This is a genomic window from Mesorhizobium sp. M0500 (assembly GCF_040321165.1).
Taxonomy (GTDB): domain Bacteria; phylum Pseudomonadota; class Alphaproteobacteria; order Rhizobiales; family Rhizobiaceae; genus Mesorhizobium.
Genome location: NZ_JAMYRB010000007.1, coordinates 273,235 through 297,513, shown reverse-complemented (window position 1 = coordinate 297,513; position 24,279 = coordinate 273,235). Strand labels below are relative to the sequence as shown.

Sequence of the window (24,279 nt, the reverse complement as noted above, 5' to 3'; positions counted from 1 at the left end):
CATCACAAGGTGTCCACCTATTTTGGTGGACACCTCATGCATCAGAGCACTCAACAGCAAAAGGTGCGGGGAAATTCGCGCTTACGACGAATCCACCAAAAAAGGGGAGGATCAAAGCATGAGTGAACCCAAGCCGATCGGGTCTGGAGTCTTTGCTGCTGTGTGCGGAATACTGTTCTTCCTTGCGTTTGTTGGCTCGTTTTGGGTCAATGTCGAGCAGCTAACTCCGGATCGCCTAATTAGGGCATGGTTTCTTTTTGTCGCGGCAGTCCTCGTCTGGTGGGGCACTAATCGTATGTGGGGTGGCAGGCGGGACCTAACTGTTGGCCAAGAGACCATCAACCTCGTTGTTGGAATCGTTGCTGCGACCATCGCTCTCCTCAGTCTATTAAAGGATTAGCGGAAGGAACAATATTCCTAATTTTCGCTAACAGAGGATGTCATGGCGCTAAGCAGGGTCGTTCCGAAAGAAGCTTCCCTACGCCAAGACCAGCGCTGACGCTTTGCACCCAAGACGCGACATTTTGGCGTCGCTCTTGCTACGGACTTCGCTCGATTTCGGATTTTGTGTTGAGGTCCAAAATAGACCAATCAATTGGCTGGGGAACCTGGATTCGAACCAGGACTAACGGAGTCAGAGTCCGTGGGTCTACCGTTAACCCATTCCCTAGCAGGCGCGATTACGGTGACAGTGCACTATTTTCTTTTCGCCGCCTGCCCTCGTTTTCCGGGTTTCACGGCTTTGCCGATTTGCCCCGCGATGCGGCAGACCGGGAACGCCGGCAAGGTGCATCATGCGACGGGGGCGACATGGTAAAAAGTGCACTCACCGTAATTCTGATCTATACTCCGGACACCAGCCCGAACGCCTAGGCGAAGGGCGGATGAAGTGTTTGATAGAGTTCTCTTTTTAGTCATGTGGCGATGTTAAGATGTTGGCCTCCGACCTGACGAAATTTATCGAGCAGGATCATCTGGCTCTGGATGCCTTCGTAAAGGGCGATCCTGAGCCCTTGAAAAACCTCTACTCGCGACAGGACGACGTCATTATTGCCAATCCCTTTGGCCCGCCGGCGAAGGGATGGAGAAAGGCCGCTGAGACCATGGAACGGGCCGCCACCAATTACCGGCACGGCAAGGCCATCGGCTTTGAGCGCATATCGGAGTATGCGACAGCCGATTTGGGATACATCGTCGAGGTCGAGCGGTTCCAATCCAAGGTCGGTGGTGGCAACAAACTGGTGCCGATTGCGCTTCGAGTCACCACCATATTCCGGCGCGAGGAAGGCGCGTGGAGGATCGTCCTTCGTCATGCCGATCCGATAACCTCGGCACGCCCGTCGACGTCCATTGTCGGGGAGTAGAAGGGTTGCCGGAGAGGTTTTAGGAATTACGGTGACAGTGCACTAATTTCCTTTCGCCTGTCTCGTTTTCCGCGTTTCTCGGTTTTGCCGATTTGCCCGGCGATGCTCTCGGCCCACAGCTGCATCGAAACCCGCGACATCGGCGACGCGGTAATGCTCGATCAGCAGTTCTTATGGAACACATAGTCTTCGGACGTGAAAACACTTTGGCTCGCCGGTACGGTGCCGGGGAGACGCGGCAGACCGGGAACGCGGGCAAGGTGCACAATGCGGCGGAGGCGACATGGTAAAAGTGCACTGTCACCGTAATTCATCCTTAGCGGCCAATTTCCGGCGTCGCATCAACAATCTAGGTCATTTTCGGTTTCGCTTTAGGCAGCGCGGCCAGCAAGAGCTGGTGCTGTTTCTTCTTTCTCTTCGACGTGAGGGCTCACCCATTCGTCGGTTATCACGCGGCTGGCCAAGGTGCCCGGCACCGCTTTTCTCAAGGCACGCAGCAAAAAGTATCTAACCCGCTCGGACAGTCAAGAGGTGTGGCAGGCAGGCCATGCGCAGCCAGCCGCAGCGAGCCGCCAAGACGCGCGAAGCACCTTCGGCGGTGTAGGACAGCGGCACGCCAGAACGCGCGCAGGCCAGGCGTTGGCTTGCCCAATTGTGTTTTGACTATTTGGCTGAACGGGAGCGTAAAATATCAGGTTCGCCCGGTCGGGCGAACTAACTCAGGGAGGATGTTATGAAGATGAATCGACGTAATGCTCTCGCCCTTGGTGCCACCTCGTTGGCGGCCCCGCTATTGGTCGCAAAGCCCATTCCGGTAGCGGCCAAGACCTACGGTCCGACTGATGGCAAAGAGATTTTTCCCGGCGTTCGGCTCGTCGAACTGGGAACACGAGACTCCCATATCAAGGGGTACAAGAAAATTGCCATGGAAGACGTCGTCTACCAGCCAAAGGCAACTAGCCCGCTCGGGGATGTCATGGCCGACGATATGGTCTGCACGGTCACTGAAGGCGAGCTGCAGGTCACGGCCGGAGACATGCAGTTCACGGCCAAGGAGGGTGACGTATGGAGCTGCGGCAAGGGTAGCACGAAGGAGGCTGCTACGAACAACGGAACAGCGGTCGCAGTGATGCGGGTGATTAACCTGAAGGCTGCATAAAGTTACCCACACTCTGGCGACTGCAGACGCTCCAGCCGGCTTCGGCCGGCGGGCTTTTCCGGTGCGCCACGGCCTCGATGACCGGACATTTCTGCCGGCGCGCTGTGGCCAGCGCGGCGGCAGACTGAGGCCTTAGCGCACGGGCGAGCCGCCCTTCAGTGGTGGTGGGCGGAAACGCTCTTGACGTATTCGGACACCAGTTCCCTCGGTGCCGACTGACTGACGTCGCCGACACTAAGGATGCCGACCATCCGCATATTCTTGTTGATCACCGGCAACCTGCGGATTTTCAGTTCTTCCATGTGCCGTACGGCCTTGGCCAGATCGTCGTCTTCGCGGCAGCAGTGAATGCCGGCCGTCATAACATCGCGCGCCGTTGCGATGCGGCCGTCGAAACCATCTTCTGCCAGTCCGTTGCAGACAATATCGCGGTCGGTCACCATTCCGATCAGTCGGTCGTTCTCTCCAATGGGAATCGACCCGATATCCTGGGCTCGCATCATTTTCGCCAGTTCGGTGACAGCGGTTTCGGGGCTGACCCAGTCGACACCCTTATGCATTGCGTCTTTGACCTTCATGGCGGACCTCCCTTGCTGGGTTGGTGAATGTCCCCCTGTCCCATTCTAACGCGGACGGGGTTTGGCTGCCAGAGGTCATCATCCAGACCCGCATTTTGCGGTGGTTGTCATGCGGAATTACGGTGACAGTGCACTTTTTACCATGTCGCTCCCGCCGCATGGTGCACCTTGCCCGCGTTCCCGGTCTGCCGCATCCCCCAGCATCGATAACCGCAACATCGGCGACGCGGCAATATTCGATGAGCGGTCCTTGTGGAACGCATAGTCTTCGGACGTGAAAACACTTTGGCTCGCCTGTACGGTGCTGCGGCAGACCGGGAACGCGGGCAAGGTTACACGATGCGGCGGGGCGAACATGGTAAAAAGTGCACCGTCACCGTAATTCCGGTGCACTATTTTCTTTTCGCCGCCTGGCTCGTTTCCGGGTTTCTCGGCTTTGCCGATTTGCCCGGCGATACTCTCGGCCCCCGGGTGCATCGAAAAACCGCGACATCGGCGACGCGGCAATACTCGATGAGCAGTTCTTGCGGAACACATAGTCTTCGGACGTGAAAACACTTTGGCTCGCCCGTACGGTCCGGGGATGCGGCAGGGCGGGAACGCGGGCAAGGTGCACCATGCGGTCAATCTAGACACGGGGCGACATGGTAAAAAGTGCACTGTCACCGTAATTCCTAGATGTAGTGTGCTCAGCCGTCCAGCAAGTATAAGGATCAACGTCGTGCGCGGACGCAGGCACTTGACAGCTTCGATCGCGAGTGGCTCACGCGCCGCCGCTCTGTTGCAGGCTGTGCCATTGTTCAATGCTATCGCATAGGAACTTCACAAATCCACTGCACAGCAACGGCTCAGCTGCACCGTCTGGCGTGAATTCATATATCGCGTCCGACTCATCGATTCCCCAAGTTCCGAGATATTCGCCTTCCTGAGTGACGACAGCGCCGTCCTCAAGCAGGTTTATTGACCATCGAAGATTCATGCCACCTCCCGGTCCGAATGATGCGGATAGAATACCATGCGGATCATCCGCATGGTTGTAACACATGCCATTTTCGGGAATGATCTAAGTAATTGTTTCTATTGAAAAAAAGAAGCTGGCTGGGGAACCTGGATTCGAACCAGGACTAACGGAGTCAGAGTCCGTGGGTCTACCGTTAACCTATTCCCCAGCAGGCGCGGCTGTTGAAAACCACACGGGCAGGGCGGCGACGTCGCCGCGCGTGCCTTGTAGCCGCCGCCGGAAAATAGTCAACCCTGTGTCTGGGTTCAATCGTCGGCTTCCCGCGCTTCAACTCTCGCTGCGGCTGTATTGCGAGTGCTCGAAGAACAGCACCACGCCGAGTGCGATCAGCAGCGGGATGATCAGGTAGAACAGCCGGAACACCAGCAGCGCCGCCAGCACGCCGACCTGGTCCATATGTGACAAGCCCGCGAGGAACACCACCTCGAAGACGCCCAGCCCGCCCGGCGCATGTGAAATCTGCGCGATCGAGAACGACACCAGGAAGACGCCGAGCACGACGAAATAGCCGGGATTGCCGGCGGCGGGCAGGGCAAAGAAGATGATCGCCGCTGCCGCCAGGAGCTCGATCGGGCCGACCAGCAATTGCCGCGCCACGATCGGCAGCGCCGGGTAGTGCAGCTGAAAGCTGCCGATCCTCAGCGGCCTGAGATGCAGCCAGCTGCCGAAGACATAGGCCGCCACCACGAGCAGCATGGCGAGCCCTCCCGCCTGCGCCAGCCGGTGATGCGGCGTGCCGGAAAACCGGTCGATCACCTCGGGCTCGAGCAGCAGGACGATGCTTGAGACGAACAGCGTCGACAGCACGAAGGTGATCCAGCAGATCGCCACCAGAATGCCGACGTCCTGCCCGGTCAGGCCCTTGGTGCCGTAGGCGCGGTAGCGGATCACCGCACCGGAAAACACCGAGCCGCCGATATTGTGCGACAGCGCGTAGGTGGTGAACGAGCAGAAGGTGACGAACAGCCACGAGACTTTCTTGCCGATGTGCAGCAGCGCGATGTGGTCGTAACCGGCGAGCGAGGCATAGGCGATGACCGAACTCAGCGCCGCCAGCACCCAGCCGCGCGCCGGGATGGCGATTATGCCGGCCCAGACATCGTCGAGCGAGATGCCGCGCAATTCGTGCAGCAGCAGCCACAGCGAGAACACCACAGCGGCGATGCCGATCACGGGCCAGAAATAACGCCTCCAGTTCATGGCCTGACGATCATGCGTTGCAGCCCGTACCCGATTTCCGGTTCGCAGCAGGAAAACCGCCCGCGCTCCCGAATGGTTTACCCCTCCATTTCAGAAATGCCTCATTGAAGCCGGCTATTCAACCGGGAAGGCGCGTTGTGGCGCTCGCGCCTTCCCTTCTCCCCTTGTGGGAGAAGGTGGATCGGCGCGCAGCGCCGAGCCGGATGAGGGGTGCCGGAAGGAACTCAGCTCGAAAAAATAAAATGATTTGAAGGGGTTACATCTTCAATGCCGCGATCCGTCCAGCACCCCTCATCCGACCGAGCTTCGCTCGGCCACCTTCTCCCACAAGGGGAGAAGGGGTCACCGACGTCGCCGCCTTCACGCCGCCGGCAAAATTCGCTGCGGGCACTCTTGGTGATCCGGCCCGGCGCTGATAGTCTGGCGGCAACTTGAACATGTAAAAGCGCCTGCTGCGTCCGATCTCGGTTCGCGCGGCGCCGGAAGGAACGACAGTGGAAGACCACGACGCCGGCGCTGGCGCGCCGGAAGTGGGCGTGTCCAGGGGTTCGCCGACGCCGTCCGGCCAGGCAAGCCCATCCACCGGACGCTACGGCCGTCAAGTGCAGCCCCGGTCCGGCAATGGACAGGCTGGCGACACGTCCCACGACCACAAGGGCCAGAACGGCTCGCATCAGAACGGCAAACCCAAGAAACGGCGCAAGCGCCGGCGCGGGCGCAAGGTTTTCGCACGCGACGAGACTCGTCCGCTGGCGGCCGGCGCTTCGGTGCCCGCCGCCAACGAGGCCCCGGCCGCGCGCCCGCCCCAGCCAGCGGCTTACGCGCCTCCGCCCTCAGCTCCGCCAAGGCCGGGGCAAGGTGCCCGCACACCGCCGCCGCTGCAGGAATTGCCGGTGTTTGCCGCGCTCGATCTCGGCACCAACAATTGCCGGCTGCTGGTCGCGGTGCCGACGCGCCATGGCCAGTTCCGCGTCATCGATGCGTTCTCGCGCATCGTCAGGCTGGGCGAGGGCCTTACCGCCAATGGTCGGCTTGGCGACGCCGCAATGGACCGCGCGGTCGAGGCGCTGAAGATCTGCGGTGACAAATTGCGCAACCGCAAGGTCAGGAAGGCCAGGCTGATCGCCACCGAGGCCTGCCGCACCGCCGCCAACGGCGTCGAGTTCCTCGAGCGCGTCGAGCGCGAGGCCGGCCTGAAGCTCGAGATCATCGACCGCCAGACCGAGGCGCGGCTGGCGGTGTCGGGCTGCGGCTCGCTGGTCGAGCGCGACACGCAAGGCGTCGTGCTGTTCGACATCGGCGGCGGCTCGTCCGAAATTGCGCTGATCGACCTCACCGGTCAGCGCTCGCCAAGGCTTGCCAACCACATCGTCTCGTGGACGTCGCTGCCGGTCGGCGTCGTCTCGCTGGCCGAGCGTTTTGGCGGCCGCACGGTGACGCGCGCGATCTTTGGCGCCATGGTCGAGGATGTCGCAATGCGGCTGCGCGCCTTCGACGGGCGCGATCGGCTGAGCCACCTCCTGTCCAGCCCGAAATTCCATTTGCTCGGCACATCGGGCACTGTGACGACGCTGGCCGGCGTTCATCTCGACCTCGAACGCTATGACCGCCGCCGCGTCGACGGGCTGTGGATGGATCGCGACAGCGTCGACCGCATGGTCGAAAAACTGGTCGGCTGGGATTTCCAGCAGCGCGTCGCCAACCCTTGCATCGGCGCCGACCGCGCCGACCTGGTTCTGGCCGGCTGCGCCATACTGGAGGCGATCCGTGCCGTCTGGCCGTCGGAGCGGCTGCGTGTCGCCGACCGCGGCCTGCGCGAGGGCATATTGAGCGAATTGATGGCCGATGACGGCGTCTGGCGCAATAATGGGCGAGGCAGAGCATGATCCCGAAAAGTGGCTGCCGGTTTTCGGACAAGATCATGCTCAAACAAGCAATCAAGCAATGACCAAGAAACCGGAAAGACCGAGCTCCGCCGGCATTCGCGTGCTGAAGACGAAGATCAAGAAGAAAAGCGGCTTGAAGGAATCGTCGCGCCGCTGGCTGCAGCGCCACATCAACGATCCCTATGTCCAGCGCTCGAAGGCCGACGGCTATCGCTCGCGCGCCGCCTACAAGCTGATCGAGATCGACGACAAGCACCATTTGCTCAAGCCTGGCATGAAGGTGATAGACCTTGGTGCGGCACCCGGCGGCTGGTGCCAGGTCGCCGCCGCGCGTACCAAGTCGACCGCGGAACACCCTTACGTCGTCGGCATCGACTATCTCGAGATGGACGCCGTGCCGGGCGCGCCGGTGCTGCTGATGGATTTCCTCGATCCGCAGGCACCCGAAAAGCTGGCCGAGACGCTGGGCGGCCAGCCCGACATCGTGCTCTCCGACATGGCCGCACCCACCACCGGCCACAAGCGGACCGACCACATCCGCACCATGCATCTTTGCGAGGTGGCGGCCGATTTCGCGCTGTCGGTATTGAAGCCTGGCGGACATTTCCTCGCCAAGACCTTTCAGGGCGGCGCCGAAAACGAATTGCTGGCCAGGCTGAAGCGGAATTTCCGCTCGGTCCATCACGTCAAGCCGCCGGCCTCGCGCGACGAGTCGGTGGAGCTTTATTTATTGGCGAAGGATTTTAAGGGGTAGCGCCCTTTCCTTCTCCCCTTGTGGGAGAAGGTGGCCTCGCGAAGCGAGGTCGGATGAGGGGTGTTCCAGCTTGGCAACACGCTTGCAGTTATCATCGCCTCATTTCTTCCAACACCCCTCAACCGTCTCGGCGCTGCGCGCCGATCCACCTTCTCCCACAAGGGGAGAAGGGAAGGGGTCCCCAACTCCCCGGCGGGCTCACCGGCTCCAGCGTCTTCGGCGGCGTCAACCGGCCATGTCCCGACACGGCATTGCCGGCGTCCGGCGCCAGCCGCATGAACGACAGCGAGGCTGCCGCCGACACCGCCGCTACGATGAAGAAGGCGGTGTGGAAGTCGCTCAGCGTCAGCGGGCCGCCATGGATATTGGTCGACACTTCCAGGATGCCGCCGGCCAGCGCCACGCCGAGTGCGATCGCCAACTGCTGGAACACCGCCGTGATCGGCGTGGCCTTGCTGGTGTCGGCGGCCGAAATCTCGGCGTAGGCAAGCGCGTTGATGCCGGTGAAGAACATCGACCGGATGAAGCCCCCGGCGAGCAGCATGGCGAGGATCAGCCCATAGGGCGTGTCGGGTGTGAACAGGCCGTTGATGGCGATGGACGCGGCAGCGATCAGCGAGCCTGAAATCAGCACCCGGCGGAAGCCGGCGACCCTAAAGATCAGGGCAGTGACGAATTTCATGCCTATGGCGCCGATCGCCGAGACGAAGGTGATCATGCCGGACTGGAACGGCGTCAGCCCGAAACCGATCTGGAACATCAGCGGCAACAGGAAAGGTACGGCACCAATGCCGATGCGGAACAGTCCGCCGCCGAGCACCGACGAGCGGAACACCCGATTGCGAAACAGCTCGAGCGCCAGCAGCGGATTCCTGGCGCGGCGCGCGTGCAGCAGGTAAAGCACCGCCGACGCCAGCCCGACGGCTACGGTGAGAAAGCCGTCAGCGGGCGGCAGAGCCGGCAGGCTGACCACCGACAGGCCGAACACAATTCCCGATGCCGCCAGCCCGCTCAGCACGAAACCGATGAAATCGAGCGGCGGCGTCTGCGCGGCGTCGGTCTTCGGCAGGAAACGCGTGGCCAGCCAGATGCCGATCAGCCCGATCGGCACATTGATCAGAAAAATCCAGTGCCAGGAGAAATAGGTCGTGATGAAGCCGCCGACCGGCGGGCCGACCAGGGGGCCGACCAGAGCCGGGACAGTCAGCCACGACATGGCGGCGACTAGCTCGCTTTTCGGCGTCGCGCGTACCAGCACCAGGCGTCCGACCGGCGTCATCATGGCGCCGCCAATGCCTTGCAGGAAACGTGACACCACGAAAGCCGGCAGCGAATTGGAAATGGCGCACGCGACCGAACCGACGATGAACACGGCGATCGCGGCACGGAAGACATTCTTGGCGCCGAAGCGGTCGGCCATCCAGCCGCTGATCGGAATGAAAATCGCCAGCGATACCAGATAGGCGGTCAGCGCCAGCTTGAGCGCGATCGGGCTGGTGTGGATGTCGATGGCGATCGCCGGCAACGATGTCGCAATGACGGTCGAATCCATGTTTTCCATGAATAGAGCGACCGCCAGGATAAGCGGAATGGTGCGGTTCACGATGGATCCGGCCTTGAATGTGCGTCGCGATTGCTTGCCGGCCCTGGGGGCCAAACCGACAGGTAGGGCGGTTATCATGGCTTGGCCCGGATGTCGCATTAATTTGCTGTCACGTTTGTGCGACCGCAAGTCCCACAGCCCCTGGGGCAAAATGCAGCTTCGCCACTACACAACCATCGGCTTTTCAACGGCCACGGGACGTGTTACGAGCCAGCGCCAATCCTGAAAGGGAAGAAGACGAGTCGGCGCTGTCCATCCAGGGCGAGCGCCTTTCCTGCATTCCGAGGGCTGGCCATGGCAAAAATCATCGAGACGTCCACCGGCGCATTGGCGCTGACCTTTGACGACGTGCTGCTGCAGCCGGGTCATTCCGAGGTCATGCCCGGCGAGACCGACATCCGCACCCGCATCGCCGGCGACATCGACCTCAACGTGCCGATCCTGTCGGCCGCCATGGACACGGTTACCGAGGCGCGGCTCGCCATCGCCATGGCCCAGGCCGGCGGCATCGGTGTCATCCACCGCAATTTCTCGCCGGCCGAACAGGCCGAGCAGGTGCGCCAGGTGAAGAAGTTCGAGTCCGGCATGGTGGTCAACCCGGTCACCATCGGTCCCGAGGCGACGCTTGCCGATGCGCTGGGTCTGATGCGCACCTACAGCATTTCGGGCATTCCGGTGGTCGAGAACGGCGGCACCGGCGGCCACACGGTCGGCCGGCTCGTCGGCATCCTGACCAACCGCGACGTCCGCTTCGCGTCCGATCCGGCGCAAAAGGTCTATGAGCTGATGACCCGCGAGAACCTGATCACGGTCAAGGAGAACGTCGATCAGGACGAGGCCAAGCGGCTGCTCCATCAGCACCGCATCGAGAAGCTTGTTGTGGTCGATCGGGACGGCAATTGCGTCGGGCTGATCACGGTCAAGGACATCGAGAAGTCGCAGCTCAACCCGCACGCCACCAAGGATGCGCAGGGGCGCTTGCGCGCCGCCGCCGCCACCAGCGTCGGCGATGACGGTTTCGAACGGGCCGAGCGCCTCATCGACGCCGGCGTCGACCTTCTCGTGATCGACACCGCGCACGGTCATTCGCAGCGCGTTCTGGATGCGGTGACGCGGGCCAAGAAGCTGTCCAACTCGGTTCGCATCCTGGCCGGCAACGTCGCCACCGCGGAAGGCACCTTGGCGCTGATCGATGCCGGCGCCGACGCGGTCAAGGTCGGCATCGGACCAGGCTCCATCTGCACCACCCGCATCGTCGCCGGCGTCGGCGTGCCGCAGCTCTCGGCGATCATGTCGGCGGTCGAGACGGCGCAGAAATCCGGCGTTTCGGTCATTGCCGATGGCGGCATCAAATATTCGGGCGATCTCGCCAAGGCACTGGCCGCCGGCGCCAGCGCGGCGATGATCGGCTCGCTCCTGGCCGGCACGGACGAGAGCCCGGGCGAGGTCTATCTGCACCAGGGCCGCTCCTTCAAAGCCTATCGCGGCATGGGCTCAGTCGGCGCGATGGCGCGCGGCTCCGCCGATCGTTATTTCCAGGCCGAGGTGCGCGACACGCTGAAACTGGTCCCGGAAGGCATTGAAGGGCAGGTGCCGTACAAAGGACCTGTGTCCGGCGTGCTGCACCAGCTTGCGGGCGGCCTGAAAGCCGCTATGGGTTATGTCGGTGGCCGCGACCTTGCCGATTTCCGCGAGCGCGCCACTTTTGTGCGGATATCCAATGCCGGACTTCGTGAAAGCCACGCCCATGACGTCACGATTACCCGCGAAAGCCCGAATTATCCTGGCGGAGCCTGATCGCCATGCGCTTTGGCGCAATCTGGCGGCAATGATCCTGCGGCTGTCGCGCCACGCGGCCGCACTCTGTGTCGCCACCGTGGCGGTTTTCATCATCATGACGGCGATGGAGTTCCTCTATTTTCGCCGATTGAGCGGCGGTCTGCCGTCGCTCGACATGCGCTATACCGGTTTCACCCCGGATGAGGGCATGGCCTGGCTAACAGCCCTCGGCCGGCGCGGCAGCGAAATTATTCTCGTCTGGCATTACTTGACCTTCGACCTGCTTTTTCCGGCGCTGCTATCGCTGACGATGGTCAGCCTGATCCTGGCCACGGGCCGGCGGCTGAAGAATTTCCGTGCACTGCCTGCGCAAACCCAGTCGATATTCGCGGTTGTGCTGGTGCTGCCCTATCTGCTTACCGACTATGCCCAGAATATCGCCGTGGCTCGTCTTTTGTCCGATTTTCTGTCGGCCAATCCGGATTCACTATCCTTCGCCTCGGCGCTGATCGTCACCAAATTCGCCCTACTGGCGATACCAGTGACTGTCATTGCGGCTTTCACTTTGATGGCTCAGAAACGGCCTTGAAGGCTGGGTGACAACGACAGGGGGCGTCTTGAACCAGACCGCGATCTTCTGGCCGATGCTGGCGCAGGTGCTGCTGGTCTATATCATCTATATCGTAATGGGCCGGCGCCGCTATGGTGCGGTCAGGTCGGGCGAAGCCAAGACCGGCCAGTTCAAGACGCGCTCGACGGAGCCTGGGTCCAGTATCACCGTCGCCGACAATCTGAGCAACCAGTTCGAACTGCAGGTGCTTTTCTACGTCTTATGCTTGACGCTGCACGTGACCAATGGCGTCAATTATCTGACCTTGGCTCTGATGTGGATCTTTGTCGTCTCCCGCTATCTTCACGCGTCGGTCCACTTGACCAGCAATCGGCTAATCCTGCGCAGCAGGGCATTCTACCTGGGCGCGGTAGTTCTTGCACTTGGCTGGATATGGCTAGCGCTGCATCTGCTCGGCTTGGTCTGAGCAAGCTCAAGGCTACAAATCGAACACAGCGATCTTGCGCTTGTCGAACCTGATGGCGAGTTCGCCGCGCACCAGCTTGAGCGCGGCCTCGCCGAAGACGGCGCGCCGCCAGCCTTGCAATGCCGGCACGTCGGCTTCCTCGCCCTCGGCAGCGATGCGGTCGATGTCGTCACTGGAGGCGAGTACCTTGGATGCGACGCCCTCCTTTTCGGCAACGATCCGCAGCAGCACCTTCAGCAACTCCGCCGCGGCGCTTGACCCCTCCGGCGGCTGGAAGCTCTTCGGCAGCTTCGGCATCTCTTCCCTGGGCAGGGCAAGGGCAGCGTTTACCGCGCCAAGCAGTGCCGTCGCCGTCGACGAGCGCTCCCAGCCCTTCGGCGTGGTACGCAGCTTGCTCAGCGCCGCAGCGTCGCGCGGCGCCTGCTGCGCCACTTCGTAGATCGCATCGTCCTTGAGCACCCGGCCGCGCGGCACGTCGCGCTCGCGCGCTTCGCGTTCGCGCCAGGCGGCCACGGCCTGCACGATCGCCAGTTCCTGCGGCTTGCGCAGCCGCATCTTGAGCCGCTTCCAGGCATCCTCGGGATGCGGATCGTAGGTCTCGCGCGAGGTCAGCACGTCCATCTCCTCGTTCAGCCAGTGGGCGCGGTTTTCCCGCACCAACTCGGCGCTGAGATGCTTGTACACCTCGATCAGGTGGGTGACGTCGGCGAGCGCGTAGTCGAGCTGCTTTTCGGACAGCGGACGGTGGCGCCAGTCGGTGAAGCGCGAGGACTTGTCGAGCCGCGCTCCGGTGATGCGCTGCACCAGCTGGTCGTAGGAGACGCTGTCGCCGAAGCCGCAGACCATTGCCGCGACCTGGGTGTCGAACACCGGATGCGGCACCAGATCGCCGAGATGCACGATGATTTCGATGTCCTGGCGCGCCGCATGGAAGACTTTGACGATCGCCTCGTTGGCCATCAGCCTGAAGAACGGTTTCAGGTCGATGTCGGGCGACAGCGGATCGATCAGCGCGGTCACCCCGGGCGCTGCCATCTGGATCAGGCACAGGATCGGCCAGAAGGTCGTTTCGCGAATGAATTCGGTATCGACGGTGACGAATTCCGCCTTTTCGAAAGCGGCAATAGCGGTCTCGAGTTCTTTCTGGGTGGTGATGACGTGCATCAAATCGCTTTTGGCAAGGGATAGGGTCTCTTTCAATTTCAGCCGCGCGCGCTTTCGTCAAGCGCAAGCACCTCTATCCAGGCTTTGCGGGTTCATCGGGATCGGCATTCCGCTTCGCCAACCGGGCAAAAACCGTCGAAGTGCGCAACAGCGCCGTAAAACGGCTGCGATGGGTGGCCGGCACGGCGGAGCGCGCCCGCATCCGGTAAAGGATGACGGCCACGAAGATCGCATAGACGGTGGCGCTGAACACGAACAGCGCGCTCGGCCCGAAAAATTGCATCACCGTCGAGGCTGCGAACGGCCCGCCGATGGCGCCGAAGGAATAAAACAGCATCAAGGCAGCGTTGATCAGCACGAACTCGCCCTTGTCGGCGCGGTCGTTGGAATGCGCCGCTGACAACGAATAGAGCGGCATGGCGAAGCAGCCGAAGATGAAGACGAGCAGGAAGTTGAGAAACGGGCTGCCGCCTGCCACGAATGCCAGCGCCAGTGCCGCCACCATCGCACAGCACGTCGTCATCAGCAGCACCGAGCGCCGGTCCCAGCGGTCGGAGAGATAGCCAAGCGGGTATTGGATGATGGCGCCGCCGAAAATGCCGACGCTGACGAAGGTGACGACGTCGGCGACCGACATGCCGATCTGCTCGGCATAGACCGGCGACAGGGTGCGGAAGGCGCTGTTTGTGACGCCGACGGCGATACAGCCGAAGCAGCCGAGCGGCGAGATCCGCCAGACGCGCGCCAAATCGAGCTTGACGTCTTCCGGCGGCGTCGGATTGGAGCGGTCGCCGAGCGAAACCGGCACCAGCGAAACGGTGATCATCATCGACATGATGGCGAAGATGGCAAAGCCGCCGGCGCCAAAGATCGGGATCAGGAACTGGGCGCCCGTCACCGAGCCGATGTCGACCATCCGGTAGATGGCAAGCACCCGCGCCCGGTCGGTGTTGGTGACGCCGGAATTCAGCCAGGCTTCCATGATGGTGAACAGGCCGGCAAAGCAGAACCCGCCGGCAAAGCGCACGGCGCACCACATCACCGGATCGATGACCAGCACCAGAAGCAGCGTTCCCGCCGAGGCGATCGCCGCGAGTGCCGAAAAGGCGCGCACATGGCCGACGGACTTCATGATGCGGGTCACGGCAAGGCAGCCGAGCAGGAAGCCGGCGAAATAGAACGTGCCCATCAGGCCGATCGAGGAAGCGGGAAAACCTTCCTGCGCACCACGCAGCGCAATCAACGTGCTCTGCAGGCCGTTGCCGCCGAGCAGGATGCCGGCGGCGATCAGGAGGGGGATCAGCGGGCGGATGGAGGACATGAAGGAAAGCCTGTCGTTGATCCTTCTTGAACCATCACCTTCGCCAATGCCAGCGGCAATTCCCGGCGGCGTTGAGGCCAGCCGGGGGCTACCGCGTGGCGCCGGACCCTCCGTGTTGGGAACCAAGGCGTATCTTTGTAGTTCAGTGCTGGTGGGCGAATACGCGTCTTGTGAGCTGCCGGTGTGCGGAGACGGTGTCAGGCATCGAGGTCGTTTCTGCTGCCCGGCCTGAAGCTCCAAAGGGAGGTCCGCCATCATGAAATTTCATTCCGCATTTGCGGCATTTGCCGTGGCCGCAGTTCTGGCGGCCGGGCCGGCGCGGGCTGTCGACCTCGCCGTGGTGTCCGGAGATACCGGCAACGGCCAGAGAATCCTTCGCGAGATCCTCGATCAATACGAGAAGAAGACCGGCAACAAGGTTAGCGTCGTTCCGCTGCCTCCCTCGGCGACGGACCAGTTTGGCCAATACCGGCTCTGGCTTGCCGCCGGAAGCAGCGACGTCGACGTCTATCAAACGGACATCATCTGGGCCCCCCAGCTTGCAAGGCAGTTCATCGACCTGACCGAAGCGACCAAGGATGTCGTTGGCGCCCATTTCCCATCGATCATCAAATCGCAGACCGTGGACGGCAAGCTCGTCGCCTTGCCGATATTCACCGACGCTCCGGCGCTCTACTACCGCAAGGATCTCCTCGACAAATACGGCGCCAGGGTCCCGGCCAGCTGGGCTGAACTTGCCGATACCGCCAAGCTTGTCATGGACAAGGAGCGCGCGGCCGGCAACAAGGACATGTGGGGTTTCGTTTTCCAGGGCAACGCCTATGAGGGGCTGACCTGCGATGCACTCGAATGGGTGAAGTCGAACGGCGGCGGCCAGATCATCGAGCCGGACGGCACGATCTCCATCAACAATCCGCAAGCAGCTGCGGCGCTGGAAATGGCGAGGAGCTGGGTGGGAACCATCTCGCCGCCCGGCGTTCTGGCCTACCAGGAAGAAGAGTCGCGCGGAGTCTGGCAGACCGGCAACGCCGTCTTCATGCGCAACTGGCCCTACGCCTACGCGCTTGGCAACAGCGAAAGCTCCCCCATCAAAGGCAAGTTCAAGGTGACCACGCTGCCGCCGGGGTCGGGTGAGGGCGCGCGCCCGGCAGCAACGCTTGGCGGCTGGAATCTCGCGGTTTCCAAATATTCGAAGAACCCGGATGCAGCGATCGAGCTGGTCAAATGGATCGCCTCGCCTCAGATGCAGAAGTACCGCGCCTTGAAGGGGGCATATCTGCCGACCATCCAGGCACTCTATGACGATGCCGACATCGCCAGCGCCCAGCCGGTGATTCCGCGCTGGAAGGAAGTCGTCCTCAACGCGGTGCCGCGTCCCTCGGCCCAGGCCAAGACCAGGTACAATGAGGCATCGAGCGAGTTCTGGACCGCCGTCCACAACACCATGTCCGGCGAGGGCACGGCCGCCGACAACCTTGCCGATCTGGAGTTCTCCTTGACCAGGCTCAAGGGCACCGCCTGGTGACCTCGCCGCGCTCAGGCTCGCTGCTGGCGCGTCAGCGTGTGCGCTCGGCATGGCTGCTGCTTGCCCCGATGCTCATCGTGCTCGTCGCCGTCGCCGGCTGGCCGTTGATGCGCACGATCTATTTCGGCTTCACCGATGCCTCGCTCGCCGACCTCGAAGCCCGCCGCTGGGTTGGCTTCGCCAACTATTTCTCCGTCCTGCAAATGCCGAGCGGCCGCGTCATTTATGACGGGCTGCTCGCCGATCCGGTCTGGTGGCGCGCCGTCTGGAACACGGTGCGCTTCGCGGTGATTTCGGTGACCTGCGAGACGATGCTCGGCATGATCGTCGCGCTGGTGCTCAACGCCAAGTTTCGCGGCCGCGGCATCGTACGCGCCGCGATTCTCATCCCTTGGGCCATCCCGACGATCGTCTCGGCTAAAATGTGGCAGTGGATGCTCAACGACCAGTTCGGCATCATCAACGACGTCCTGCTCAAGCTCGGCCTGATCAGCACCAAGATCGCCTGGACGGCCAGCGCCGACACGGCGATGGTCGCCGTCCTTGTTGTCGACATCTGGAAGGCGACCCCCTTCATGGCGCTTCTCATTCTCGCCGGCCTCCAGATGCTTCCGCAAGAAATCTACGAGGTCGCCAAGCTCGACGGCGTCGGCGCGTGGAGAATTTTCTGGAAGATCACCTTGCCGCTCATCCGACCGGCGTTGATGGTGGCCATGATCTTTCGCGGTCTCGATGCCCTGCGCATCTTCGATCTGATCTACGTGCTTACGCCAAACAACATACACACCAAGTCGATGTCGGTGTTTGCCCGCGAGAGCCTGTTTGAGTTCGACAAGTTCGCTTCCGGTTCCGCCGCCTCGACGCTTCTCTTCCTTATCCTCGCTCTGCTGACCATGCTCGTTCTTTGGCTCGGCCGGATAAGACTGGACAAGGACTATTGATCATGGGGGACTACTGACCATGTGGATCGTCAAGCGCACGGCTTTCTACCTCCTCGTCGCCGTTATCGTCGTCGTCGCGGTGTTCCCGTTCTACTATGCCACCATCACCAGCCTGAAATCGGGGACGGCGCTCTTCCAGGTCGACTATTGGCCGACGACGATTACCTTCAGCAACTACAGGACCGTATTCACCGAGGGGACCTTCCTGCGCAATCTCGTGAACTCGCTGTTCATCTCGAGCGCGGTTGTTGTCATTTCGCTGTTCCTCGGCGTCACCGCCGCCTATGCGCTGGCGCGCATCCGCTTCCGCGGCCGCTCGGCTCTGCTCCTCACTATCCTGTCCGTTTCGATGTTCCCGCAATTGGCGGTGCTTGCCGGTCTTTTCGAGCTGATCCGCACCTTCGGCCTCTACAATTCGCCGTTCGCGCTGATCTTGTCCTACATGATCTTCACCTTGCCGTTCACCGTTTGGGTGCTCACCGCCTTCGTTCGCGACCTGCCGATCGAACTGGAGGAAGCGGCGATCCTCGATGGCGCCACGCCCTGGATCATCATCAGCCGCGTCTTCCTGCCGCTGATGTGGCCGGCGCTGGCGACCACCGGGCTACTCGCCTTCATCGGTGCTTGGAACGAGTTCCTGTTTGCCCTGACGTTTACCTCCAGCAACGAGCAGCGAACCGTGCCGGTCGCCATCGCCCTGCTCTCCGGCAGCTCTCAATTCGAGATCCCGTGGGGCAACATCATGGCCGCATCGGTGATCGTCACCGTGCCGCTCGTCGTCCTCGTTCTCATCTTCCAGCGCAAGATCGTCTCCGGCCTCACGGCGGGCGGGGTGAAGGGATGAGTGCATAGTTGAACTGCCGGCACAGAGCAGCGAACTCAGATTGACGCCTCGAGCATAAATTGATGCCGGTGGGATAGGGGCGGGAAGAACGCGAACTCGACCCGGCTGCCGCTTGCCTTGACAAATGCACCCTCTCATGTGCTTTTCGCGCAAATTTTCAGGCTGAGCCATCATGCCTTGGCCGCAACCCAACATCCGGACTTTAAGAATGACAATGCATCGTTACCGCAGCCATACCTGTGCCCAATTGAGGAAGCTCGACGTCGGCTCGACCGTACGCCTGTCGGGCTGGGTGCATCGCGTGCGCGACCATGGCGGCCTGCTGTTCATCGATTTGCGCGACCATTACGGCCTGACGCAGATCGTCGCCGATCCGGATTCGCCCGCCTTCAAGATTGCCGAGACCCTGCGCGGCGAATGGGTCGTCCGCGTCGACGGCGAGGTCAAGGCGCGCCTCGCCGACACCGTGAACCCTAATTTGCCGACCGGCGAGATCGAAATCTTCGCGCGCGAGATCGAGGTGCTGTCGGCGGCCAGGGAATTGCCGCTGCCGGTCTTCGGCGAGCCGGATTATCCGGAGGACATCCGCCTCAAATACCGCTTTCTCGATCTGCGCCGCGACACGCTGCACAAGAACATCGTCGCGCGGACGAAAATCATCGCCGAGATGCGCAAGCTGATGGGCGAGGTCGGCTTCACGGAATTCTCGACGCCGATCCTGACCGCCTCGTCGCCGGAAGGGGCGCGCGACTTTCTGGTGCCGTCGCGCATCCACCCCGGCACTTTCTATGCGCTGCCGCAGGCACCGCAGATATATAAGCAGCTGATCATGGTGTCCGGCTTCGACCGCTACTTCCAGATTGCGCCCTGCTTCCGCGACGAGGACCCGCGCGCCGACCGTCTGCCGGGTGAATTCTACCAGCTCGACGTTGAGATGAGCTTCGTCGAGCAGGAGGATGTGTTCACCACCATGGAGCCGGTGATGCGGGGGGTGTTCGAGACCTTTGCCGCCGGCAAGCCGGTGACGGAGAAGTTTCCGCGCATCGCCTATGATGTCGCCATGCGCAAATACGGCACCGACAAGCCGGACCTGCGCAACCCGATCGAGATGCAGGCCGTCTCGGATCATTTTCGCGACTCAGGCTTCAAGGTATTTGCCAACATCCTTGCCAACGATCCGAAGGCCGAGGTCTGGGCCATTCCGGCCAAGACCGGCGGGTCTCGCGCCTTCTGCGACCGCATGAACTCATGGGCGCAAAGCGAGGGCCAGCCCGGCCTCGGCTACATCTTCTGGCGCAAGGAGGGCGAGAAGCTTGAAGGCGCCGGGCCGCTGGCCAAGAACATCGGCGAGGAGCGCACCGACGCGATCCGACAACAACTCGGCCTTGCCGATGGCGATGCCGCCTTCTTCGTCGCCGGCGATCCGAAGAAATTCGTCTCCTTCGCGGGAGCGGCGCGCACCCGCGCCGGCGAGGAGCTCAATCTTGTCGACCGCGACCGCTTCGAATTGTGCTGGATCGTCGACTTCCCGTTCTTCGAATGGAACGAGGACGAGAAGAAGATCGATTTCGCGCACAATCCTTTCTCGATGCCGCAAGGCGGCATCGATGCGCTTAACGGCGAGGATCTGCTCGGCATCAAGGCGTTCCAGTACGACATGGTCTGTAACGGTTTCGAGATCGCCTCCGGCGGCATCCGCAACCATCTGCCCGAAACCATGGTCAAGGCGTTCGAAACCGTCGGGCTGGACCGCGCGACCATCGAAGAGCGCTTCGGCGGCCTTTATCGCGCCTTCCAGTATGGCGCGCCGCCGCATGGCGGCATGGCAGCCGGCATCGACCGCGTCGTCATGCTTCTGGTCGGCGCGAGGAACCTGCGCGAAGTGACCATGTTTCCGATGAACCAGCAGGCCTACGACCTGTTGATGAACGCGCCGTCGGAAGCCAGCCCGCAGCAGCTTCGCGAATTGTCGCTGCGCGTGGTGGCGACGAAGAAAGAGGTTTAGAAAACGCTCCGAACCGGTGCTGTTGATTCATAAAAAAGCCCGGCATCGCTGCCGGGCTTTTTGCTTGAAGCCTGTCTCGATCAGTCTTCGTTTGCTGTAACCGTCACGCCAAGCGTTTTCGGCAGGTCGAGCGGGTTGGACATGGCGCCCGCCATGATCAGTGCGAACGGCACCGCTGCCGGCGGCTCGGCCGAGACCTCGATGCTTTGCGGGTCGTCGAGGAATTTGTTGACCGCGGCCGAAACCTGCGCGGTCAGTTCCGGATTGTTGAGCTGCGCCATGCCGAAGGGCACGATCGCCTTGGCCTGGTTGGCGATGTCCTTGCCGGACATGCCTTGCTGCTTGCCGGCATAATCGAGCAGCTTTTTGGTCAGCGAATCGTCGTCGAAGCGGATCGAGGCGCTGTTGAACGAAAGCTGCTGCAGCAGCCCGAGCATGGCCATGCCTTGCGCCGAATTGTCGGCGCCTTCGGGCTGCGCTGCCATCTTCTTCTGCATCTCCTGCAGTGATTTGATGACGTCCAGCGTGTAGCCGCCGAGATCGAAGGTCATGCCGAGCGTGCCGGCATTGTCGACCGATATTTCGTATTTCGACAAGTCCATCCTGCCGTCGGTAGGCTGCCAGGTTCCTTCCATCTCAAGATTGCCTGATATGTTCTGGTAGCCGAGCGCGTTGATGACTTCCTTGGACTTCGGATCTTCGACCAGGGTCAGGTCGGCAGCGAATTTTTCCGTAGTGCCGGAAAACGCCATGGCCTTGCCGTCGGCCGGCGGCGTGATTGCGATGGCAAGCCCGTCCATCGAGAAAGCAGTTTTGTCAGCCACTTTGACTGTCATGTTGTCGAGCTCGGCCGATTTGTACATCATCAGCGAGCCCAGCGGACCGCTTGCGCCTTCGGCCGGAACCGTCATGTCGTGGATGACGAAGGGGCTGAGATTGAGCGTGACGCCATCTTCGCTGTGTTCGAACGGCGACGTCGATACGGTCGCGATTTGATAGCCGCCATTGGCTTCGGTCACACCTTCGAGCTTGACGTCGCCGATCTTGAGCGCCTCCTTTTCGGCCGCCGGTTTGACCGCTACGCCTTGCAGAACCATGCTGGAGGTGTCGCCGGTTACTCCGGTCCAGGAGAGGTCGACACCCTGCGCGGCGAGGGCAACCTTCAGCCGGTCGGCGACCGCGGTATCCTGCGCGAACGCCGCATTCAGCGGCAGCGTCAGCAAAAAGGTCGAAAAAGCCAGTCTTTTAATAAGTGTCGAGTGTCTGATCGTCATCGAGAGCTCCCCTGAGAGTGTCCTGAAATTCTTTTCAAATCGTCGCGTCGTCACCATTCGGTGACGAACTGGACCGGAAAAAGGCGGGCCTCGGCACAATGGTCGAAAATCGCGGCCAAAGGCAAACCCGATCCATCAGCCTTGCGATAGAAGCAGGATGTAACGGGTTGATGTTGGCCGGCGTCGTGACGCTTCCAATTCCTGTTGCATAATGGATGTCGCGCAAAAGTGTGCAGCGGGTTTTGCGATAACGGCATGTATCAAAACAAGGACCTAAAGCGTCGCATGGGGCCGGTCGAATGCGACTCGCTTTAGGAGGATGCATACCGGTGCCTCTTGCCGCGAATCACCCGCTCGGCTAGTGCCAGCCCATGGGAAAAAGGCTTTTGCCGCCCGAGAGTGGCGGCGGCGACAATATCGAGCCGGTCGATCTGAAGAAGGCGCTGGAAGAGCGCTATCTCGCCTACGCGCTGTCGACCATCATGCACCGGGCACTGCCAGACGTGCGCGACGGGCTGAAGCCGGTGCATCGTCGCATCATGCATGCCATGCGTCTGTTGCGGCTCAACCCCGACCAGGGCTTTGCCAAATGCGCCCGCATCGTCGGCGAGGTGATGGGCAAATTCCATCCGCATGGCGACCAGTCGATCTACGACGCGTTGGTGCGGTTGGCGCAGGATTTTTCGATGCGCTACCCGCTGGTCGACGGGCAGGGCAATTTCGGCAATATCGACGGCGATAACGCCGCCGCCATGCGCTACACCGAAGCGCGCATGACCGAAGTGTCGACGCTGCTGCTGGAAGGCATCACCGAGGACGCCGTCGATTTCCGCCCGACCTACAACGAGGAAGACGAGGAGCCGGCCGTGCTGCCCGGCGCCTTCCCGAACCTGCTCGCCAACGGCTCGTCCGGCATCGCCGTCGGCATGGCGACCTCGATCCCGCCGCACAATGCGGCCGAGCTCTGCGACGCCGCGCTTCACCTGATTGATCATCCGGATGCGCCCGTCACCAAGCTGATGGATTTCGTGCAAGGTCCGGATTTCCCGACCGGCGGCATCATCGTCGACAGCCGAGCCTCGATCCTCGAAGCCTACGAAACGGGTCGCGGTGGTTTCCGCGTCAGGGCGAAATGGAGCCAGGAGGACCAGGGGAGGGGCACCTGGAACATAGTCGTCACCGAAATCCCCTACGGCGTCCAGAAGGCCCGGCTGATCGAAAAGATCGCCGAGCTCTTGATGGCGCGCAAGCTTCCGTTGCTCGAGGATATCCGCGACGAGAGCGCCGAGGACATCCGCGTCGTGCTGGTGCCGAAGAGCCGCTCGGTCGATCCCGGCATCATGATGGAATCGCTGTTCAAGCTGACCGAGCTCGAAAGCCGCTTTCCGCTCAACATGAACGTGTTGTCGCGCGGCAAGGTGCCGAACGTGCTGTCACTGAAAGGCGTGCTCAAGGAGTGGCTTGAGCACCGCCGCGACGTCTTGATCCGCCGCTCCAAGCACCGCCTCGGCGAGATCGAGAGGCGGCTGGAGATCCTCGCCGGCTATCTGATCGCCTACCTCAACATCGACGAGGTGATCAGGATCATCCGCGAGGAGGACGAGCCCAAGCAGGTGATGATGGCCCGCTGGTCACTCACCGACACCCAGGCCGAAGCCATCCTCAACATGCGGCTGAGGGCGCTGCGCAAGCTCGAGGAATTCGAGATCCGTGAGGAATTCAACGGCCTGAGCGGCGAGAAGAAGCAGATCGAGGCATTGCTCGCATCCGACGCCAAACAGTGGGCGACGATCAAGTGGGAAGTCGCCAGCATCCGTGAGAAATTCGGACCGGAGACCGAGATCGGCAAGCGCCGGACCGAGTTCGCCGATGCGCCCGAACATGACCTGACCGATATCGCCCATGCCATGATCGAGCGCGAGCCGGTCACTGTCGTCGTTTCGGAAAAGGGCTGGCTGAGGGCCATGAAAGGTCATCTGACCGACCATTCGGCCCTGACCTTCAAGGAAGGCGACAGCCTCAAGCTCGCCTTCCACGCCCAGACGACCGACAAGGTGCTGGTCTTCACCACCGGCGGCAAGTTCTACACGATCGGCGTCGACCGGCTGCCTGGTGGGCGTGGCCACGGCGAGCCGATCCGCATCATCGTCGACATGGACAACGACCAGGATATCGTCACCGCCTTCGTCCATGATCCCAAGCGCAAGCTGCTGCTGGTGTCGCATGACGGCAACGGTTTCATCGTGCCGGAAGAAGAAGTCGTCGCCAACACCCGCAAGGGCAAGCAGGTGATGAACGTCAAGGCGCCCGACGAAGCCCAGCGCTGCGTGAGCGTCGCCGGCGACCATCTCGCCATTGTCGGCGAGAACCGCAAGATGCTGGTATTCCCGCTGGCCGAGATCCCGGAGATGGGGCGCGGCAAGGGCGTGCGCCTGCAGAAATACAAAGATGGTGGCGTCCTCGACCTCAAGACCTTCACGCTCGCAAGCGGCCTGTCCTGGCAGGATTCGGCAGACCGCACCTTCACCAAATCGCGTGACGAGCTTGCCGAATGGATCGGCGCCCGCGCCTCGGCCGGCCGCATGGTGCCGAAGGGCTTTCCGCGCACGGGCAAGTTCGGGTGAAGCGGTAATCTCCCCCCCTGAGGGGGAGATGGCCGGCAGGCCAGAGGGGGTCCCCGCGCATGAAGCGCCAGCCTCCTTTGTTCGTGGTAAGGTCGCGTCAGGACGTCCCGACCCCCTCTGTCGCCTTCGGCGACATCTCCCCCTCAAGGGGGAGATTAGCAGCTCCACCCAAACATTTGGAATGTCGTCACGATTGCTGC

At 61.8% G+C, this 24,279-nt stretch carries 21 protein-coding genes and 2 tRNA genes; 14 read left to right on the top strand and 9 right to left on the bottom strand.

What is annotated here, in order from left to right; all coding sequences use genetic code 11:
* Positions 1-400 (top strand): hypothetical protein (locus tag NKI70_RS16520; protein ID WP_352724750.1); only part of this gene is annotated, 400 nt, incomplete at its 5' end.
* A 196-nt stretch (positions 401-596) separates the two neighbouring features.
* On the opposite strand, the gene NKI70_RS16515 is transcribed toward NKI70_RS16520, so the two are convergent.
* Positions 597-670 (bottom strand) — tRNA-Gln (locus NKI70_RS16515).
* Positions 671-932: 262 nt separating this feature from the next.
* On the opposite strand from NKI70_RS16515, the gene NKI70_RS16510 reads away from it, so the two are divergent.
* Both NKI70_RS16510 and NKI70_RS16505 read left to right on the top strand, forming a co-directional pair.
* The gene (locus NKI70_RS16510; protein ID WP_352590473.1) at positions 933-1,364 is read left to right on the top strand and encodes a YybH family protein; all 432 of its coding nucleotides are present in this window, start codon (positions 933-935) and stop codon (positions 1,362-1,364) included.
* Between the two features lie 733 nt (positions 1,365-2,097).
* Positions 2,098-2,523 carry a hypothetical protein gene (locus NKI70_RS16505; protein ID WP_023674443.1) on the top strand — a complete coding sequence of 142 codons (426 nt, stop codon included), beginning with the start codon at positions 2,098-2,100 and terminating at the stop codon, positions 2,521-2,523.
* A gap of 155 nt (positions 2,524-2,678) precedes the next feature.
* Here NKI70_RS16505 and NKI70_RS16500 read toward each other — a convergent pair whose 3' ends face one another.
* Complete coding sequence (locus NKI70_RS16500) at positions 2,679-3,101, bottom strand: CBS domain-containing protein (protein ID WP_023674444.1); 423 nt, start codon at positions 3,099-3,101, stop codon at positions 2,679-2,681.
* A 252-nt stretch (positions 3,102-3,353) separates the two neighbouring features.
* On the opposite strand from NKI70_RS16500, the gene NKI70_RS16495 reads away from it, so the two are divergent.
* Positions 3,354-3,653, top strand: coding sequence for a hypothetical protein (locus NKI70_RS16495; protein ID WP_352571491.1), 300 nt, complete (start codon positions 3,354-3,356; stop codon positions 3,651-3,653).
* Positions 3,654-3,864: 211 nt separating this feature from the next.
* Here NKI70_RS16495 and NKI70_RS16490 read toward each other — a convergent pair whose 3' ends face one another.
* From NKI70_RS16490 to NKI70_RS16480, 3 genes are all read right to left on the bottom strand, one after another.
* Positions 3,865-4,080 (bottom strand): hypothetical protein, encoded by a 216-nt coding sequence (locus NKI70_RS16490; RefSeq protein ID WP_352571489.1) that lies wholly within the window; start codon positions 4,078-4,080, stop codon positions 3,865-3,867.
* Between the two features lie 116 nt (positions 4,081-4,196).
* A tRNA-Gln gene (locus tag NKI70_RS16485) sits at positions 4,197-4,270 on the bottom strand.
* A gap of 119 nt (positions 4,271-4,389) precedes the next feature.
* Entirely contained in the window at positions 4,390-5,322 is a 933-nt protein-coding gene (locus NKI70_RS16480) for a lysylphosphatidylglycerol synthase domain-containing protein (protein WP_352590477.1), read from the bottom strand.
* A 494-nt stretch (positions 5,323-5,816) separates the two neighbouring features.
* Here NKI70_RS16480 and NKI70_RS16475 point away from each other — a divergent pair, with 494 nt between their 5' ends.
* Positions 5,817-7,208: a Ppx/GppA phosphatase family protein gene (locus NKI70_RS16475; protein WP_352700284.1), complete on the top strand. Its 1,392-nt coding sequence runs from the start codon at positions 5,817-5,819 to the stop codon at positions 7,206-7,208.
* A gap of 58 nt (positions 7,209-7,266) precedes the next feature.
* Positions 7,267-7,962, top strand: a complete 696-nt coding sequence (locus NKI70_RS16470; protein ID WP_352700283.1) for an RlmE family RNA methyltransferase — start codon at positions 7,267-7,269, stop codon at positions 7,960-7,962.
* Positions 7,963-8,080: 118 nt separating this feature from the next.
* On the opposite strand, the gene NKI70_RS16465 is transcribed toward NKI70_RS16470, so the two are convergent.
* Entirely contained in the window at positions 8,081-9,565 is a 1,485-nt protein-coding gene (locus NKI70_RS16465) for an MFS transporter (RefSeq protein ID WP_352700282.1), read from the bottom strand.
* A 294-nt stretch (positions 9,566-9,859) separates the two neighbouring features.
* Between NKI70_RS16465 and guaB the strand changes: the two genes are divergently transcribed.
* The 3 genes from guaB to NKI70_RS16450 are packed head-to-tail and all read left to right on the top strand — an operon-like array spanning position 9,860 to position 12,381.
* The gene (gene guaB / locus NKI70_RS16460; RefSeq protein ID WP_352458563.1) at positions 9,860-11,362 is read left to right on the top strand and encodes an IMP dehydrogenase; all 1,503 of its coding nucleotides are present in this window, start codon (positions 9,860-9,862) and stop codon (positions 11,360-11,362) included.
* Between the two features lie 31 nt (positions 11,363-11,393).
* Positions 11,394-11,933 carry a hypothetical protein gene (locus NKI70_RS16455; RefSeq protein WP_352700293.1) on the top strand — a complete coding sequence of 180 codons (540 nt, stop codon included), beginning with the start codon at positions 11,394-11,396 and terminating at the stop codon, positions 11,931-11,933.
* Between the two features lie 28 nt (positions 11,934-11,961).
* Positions 11,962-12,381, top strand: a complete 420-nt coding sequence (locus NKI70_RS16450) for an MAPEG family protein (protein WP_352700281.1) — start codon at positions 11,962-11,964, stop codon at positions 12,379-12,381.
* A gap of 12 nt (positions 12,382-12,393) precedes the next feature.
* Here NKI70_RS16450 and rnd read toward each other — a convergent pair whose 3' ends face one another.
* Both rnd and NKI70_RS16440 read right to left on the bottom strand, forming a co-directional pair.
* Positions 12,394-13,545: a ribonuclease D gene (rnd, locus tag NKI70_RS16445; protein ID WP_023674454.1), complete on the bottom strand. Its 1,152-nt coding sequence runs from the start codon at positions 13,543-13,545 to the stop codon at positions 12,394-12,396.
* Between the two features lie 73 nt (positions 13,546-13,618).
* The gene (locus NKI70_RS16440; RefSeq protein ID WP_352621034.1) at positions 13,619-14,866 is read right to left on the bottom strand and encodes an MFS transporter; all 1,248 of its coding nucleotides are present in this window, start codon (positions 14,864-14,866) and stop codon (positions 13,619-13,621) included.
* 256 nt (positions 14,867-15,122) lie between these two features.
* On the opposite strand from NKI70_RS16440, the gene NKI70_RS16435 reads away from it, so the two are divergent.
* From NKI70_RS16435 to aspS, 4 genes are all read left to right on the top strand, one after another.
* Positions 15,123-16,391, top strand: a complete 1,269-nt coding sequence (locus NKI70_RS16435) for an ABC transporter substrate-binding protein (RefSeq protein WP_352700279.1) — start codon at positions 15,123-15,125, stop codon at positions 16,389-16,391.
* Positions 16,392-16,459: 68 nt separating this feature from the next.
* Positions 16,460-17,332 (top strand): carbohydrate ABC transporter permease, encoded by an 873-nt coding sequence (locus NKI70_RS16430; protein ID WP_352622841.1) that lies wholly within the window; start codon positions 16,460-16,462, stop codon positions 17,330-17,332.
* A gap of 19 nt (positions 17,333-17,351) precedes the next feature.
* Positions 17,352-18,176 carry a carbohydrate ABC transporter permease gene (locus tag NKI70_RS16425; protein WP_352622835.1) on the top strand — a complete coding sequence of 275 codons (825 nt, stop codon included), beginning with the start codon at positions 17,352-17,354 and terminating at the stop codon, positions 18,174-18,176.
* Between the two features lie 214 nt (positions 18,177-18,390).
* Positions 18,391-20,181, top strand: coding sequence for an aspartate--tRNA ligase (gene aspS, locus NKI70_RS16420; RefSeq protein ID WP_352700292.1), 1,791 nt, complete (start codon positions 18,391-18,393; stop codon positions 20,179-20,181).
* An 80-nt stretch (positions 20,182-20,261) separates the two neighbouring features.
* Here the strand turns inward: aspS and NKI70_RS16415 are convergent, their stop codons facing one another.
* Positions 20,262-21,455, bottom strand: a complete 1,194-nt coding sequence (locus tag NKI70_RS16415; protein ID WP_352571484.1) for an aq_1923 C-terminal domain — start codon at positions 21,453-21,455, stop codon at positions 20,262-20,264.
* Between the two features lie 371 nt (positions 21,456-21,826).
* Between NKI70_RS16415 and parC the strand changes: the two genes are divergently transcribed.
* Complete coding sequence (parC, locus tag NKI70_RS16410; RefSeq protein WP_352700278.1) at positions 21,827-24,079, top strand: DNA topoisomerase IV subunit A; 2,253 nt, start codon at positions 21,827-21,829, stop codon at positions 24,077-24,079.
* Positions 24,080-24,279 lie beyond the last annotated feature (200 nt).

What these genes read in the sequence shown, in the direction of transcription:
- NKI70_RS16480 (WP_352590477.1), bottom strand. Translation starts at nt 5,322, where the DNA reads ATGAACTGGAGGCGTTATTTCTGGCCCGTGATCGGCATCGCCGCTGTG.
- aspS (WP_352700292.1), top strand. Translation starts at nt 18,391, where the DNA reads ATGCATCGTTACCGCAGCCATACCTGTGCCCAATTGAGGAAGCTCGAC.
- NKI70_RS16425 (WP_352622835.1), top strand. Translation starts at nt 17,352, where the DNA reads ATGTGGATCGTCAAGCGCACGGCTTTCTACCTCCTCGTCGCCGTTATC.
- NKI70_RS16490 (WP_352571489.1), bottom strand. Translation starts at nt 4,080, where the DNA reads ATGAATCTTCGATGGTCAATAAACCTGCTTGAGGACGGCGCTGTCGTC.
- parC (WP_352700278.1), top strand. Translation starts at nt 21,827, where the DNA reads ATGGGAAAAAGGCTTTTGCCGCCCGAGAGTGGCGGCGGCGACAATATC.
- NKI70_RS16440 (WP_352621034.1), bottom strand. Translation starts at nt 14,866, where the DNA reads ATGTCCTCCATCCGCCCGCTGATCCCCCTCCTGATCGCCGCCGGCATC.
- NKI70_RS16510 (WP_352590473.1), top strand. Translation starts at nt 933, where the DNA reads ATGTTGGCCTCCGACCTGACGAAATTTATCGAGCAGGATCATCTGGCT.
- NKI70_RS16435 (WP_352700279.1), top strand. Translation starts at nt 15,123, where the DNA reads ATGAAATTTCATTCCGCATTTGCGGCATTTGCCGTGGCCGCAGTTCTG.
- NKI70_RS16415 (WP_352571484.1), bottom strand. Translation starts at nt 21,455, where the DNA reads ATGACGATCAGACACTCGACACTTATTAAAAGACTGGCTTTTTCGACC.
- guaB (WP_352458563.1), top strand. Translation starts at nt 9,860, where the DNA reads ATGGCAAAAATCATCGAGACGTCCACCGGCGCATTGGCGCTGACCTTT.
- NKI70_RS16470 (WP_352700283.1), top strand. Translation starts at nt 7,267, where the DNA reads ATGACCAAGAAACCGGAAAGACCGAGCTCCGCCGGCATTCGCGTGCTG.
- NKI70_RS16505 (WP_023674443.1), top strand. Translation starts at nt 2,098, where the DNA reads ATGAAGATGAATCGACGTAATGCTCTCGCCCTTGGTGCCACCTCGTTG.
- NKI70_RS16500 (WP_023674444.1), bottom strand. Translation starts at nt 3,101, where the DNA reads ATGAAGGTCAAAGACGCAATGCATAAGGGTGTCGACTGGGTCAGCCCC.
- NKI70_RS16455 (WP_352700293.1), top strand. Translation starts at nt 11,394, where the DNA reads ATGATCCTGCGGCTGTCGCGCCACGCGGCCGCACTCTGTGTCGCCACC.
- rnd (WP_023674454.1), bottom strand. Translation starts at nt 13,545, where the DNA reads ATGCACGTCATCACCACCCAGAAAGAACTCGAGACCGCTATTGCCGCT.
- NKI70_RS16430 (WP_352622841.1), top strand. Translation starts at nt 16,460, where the DNA reads ATGCTCATCGTGCTCGTCGCCGTCGCCGGCTGGCCGTTGATGCGCACG.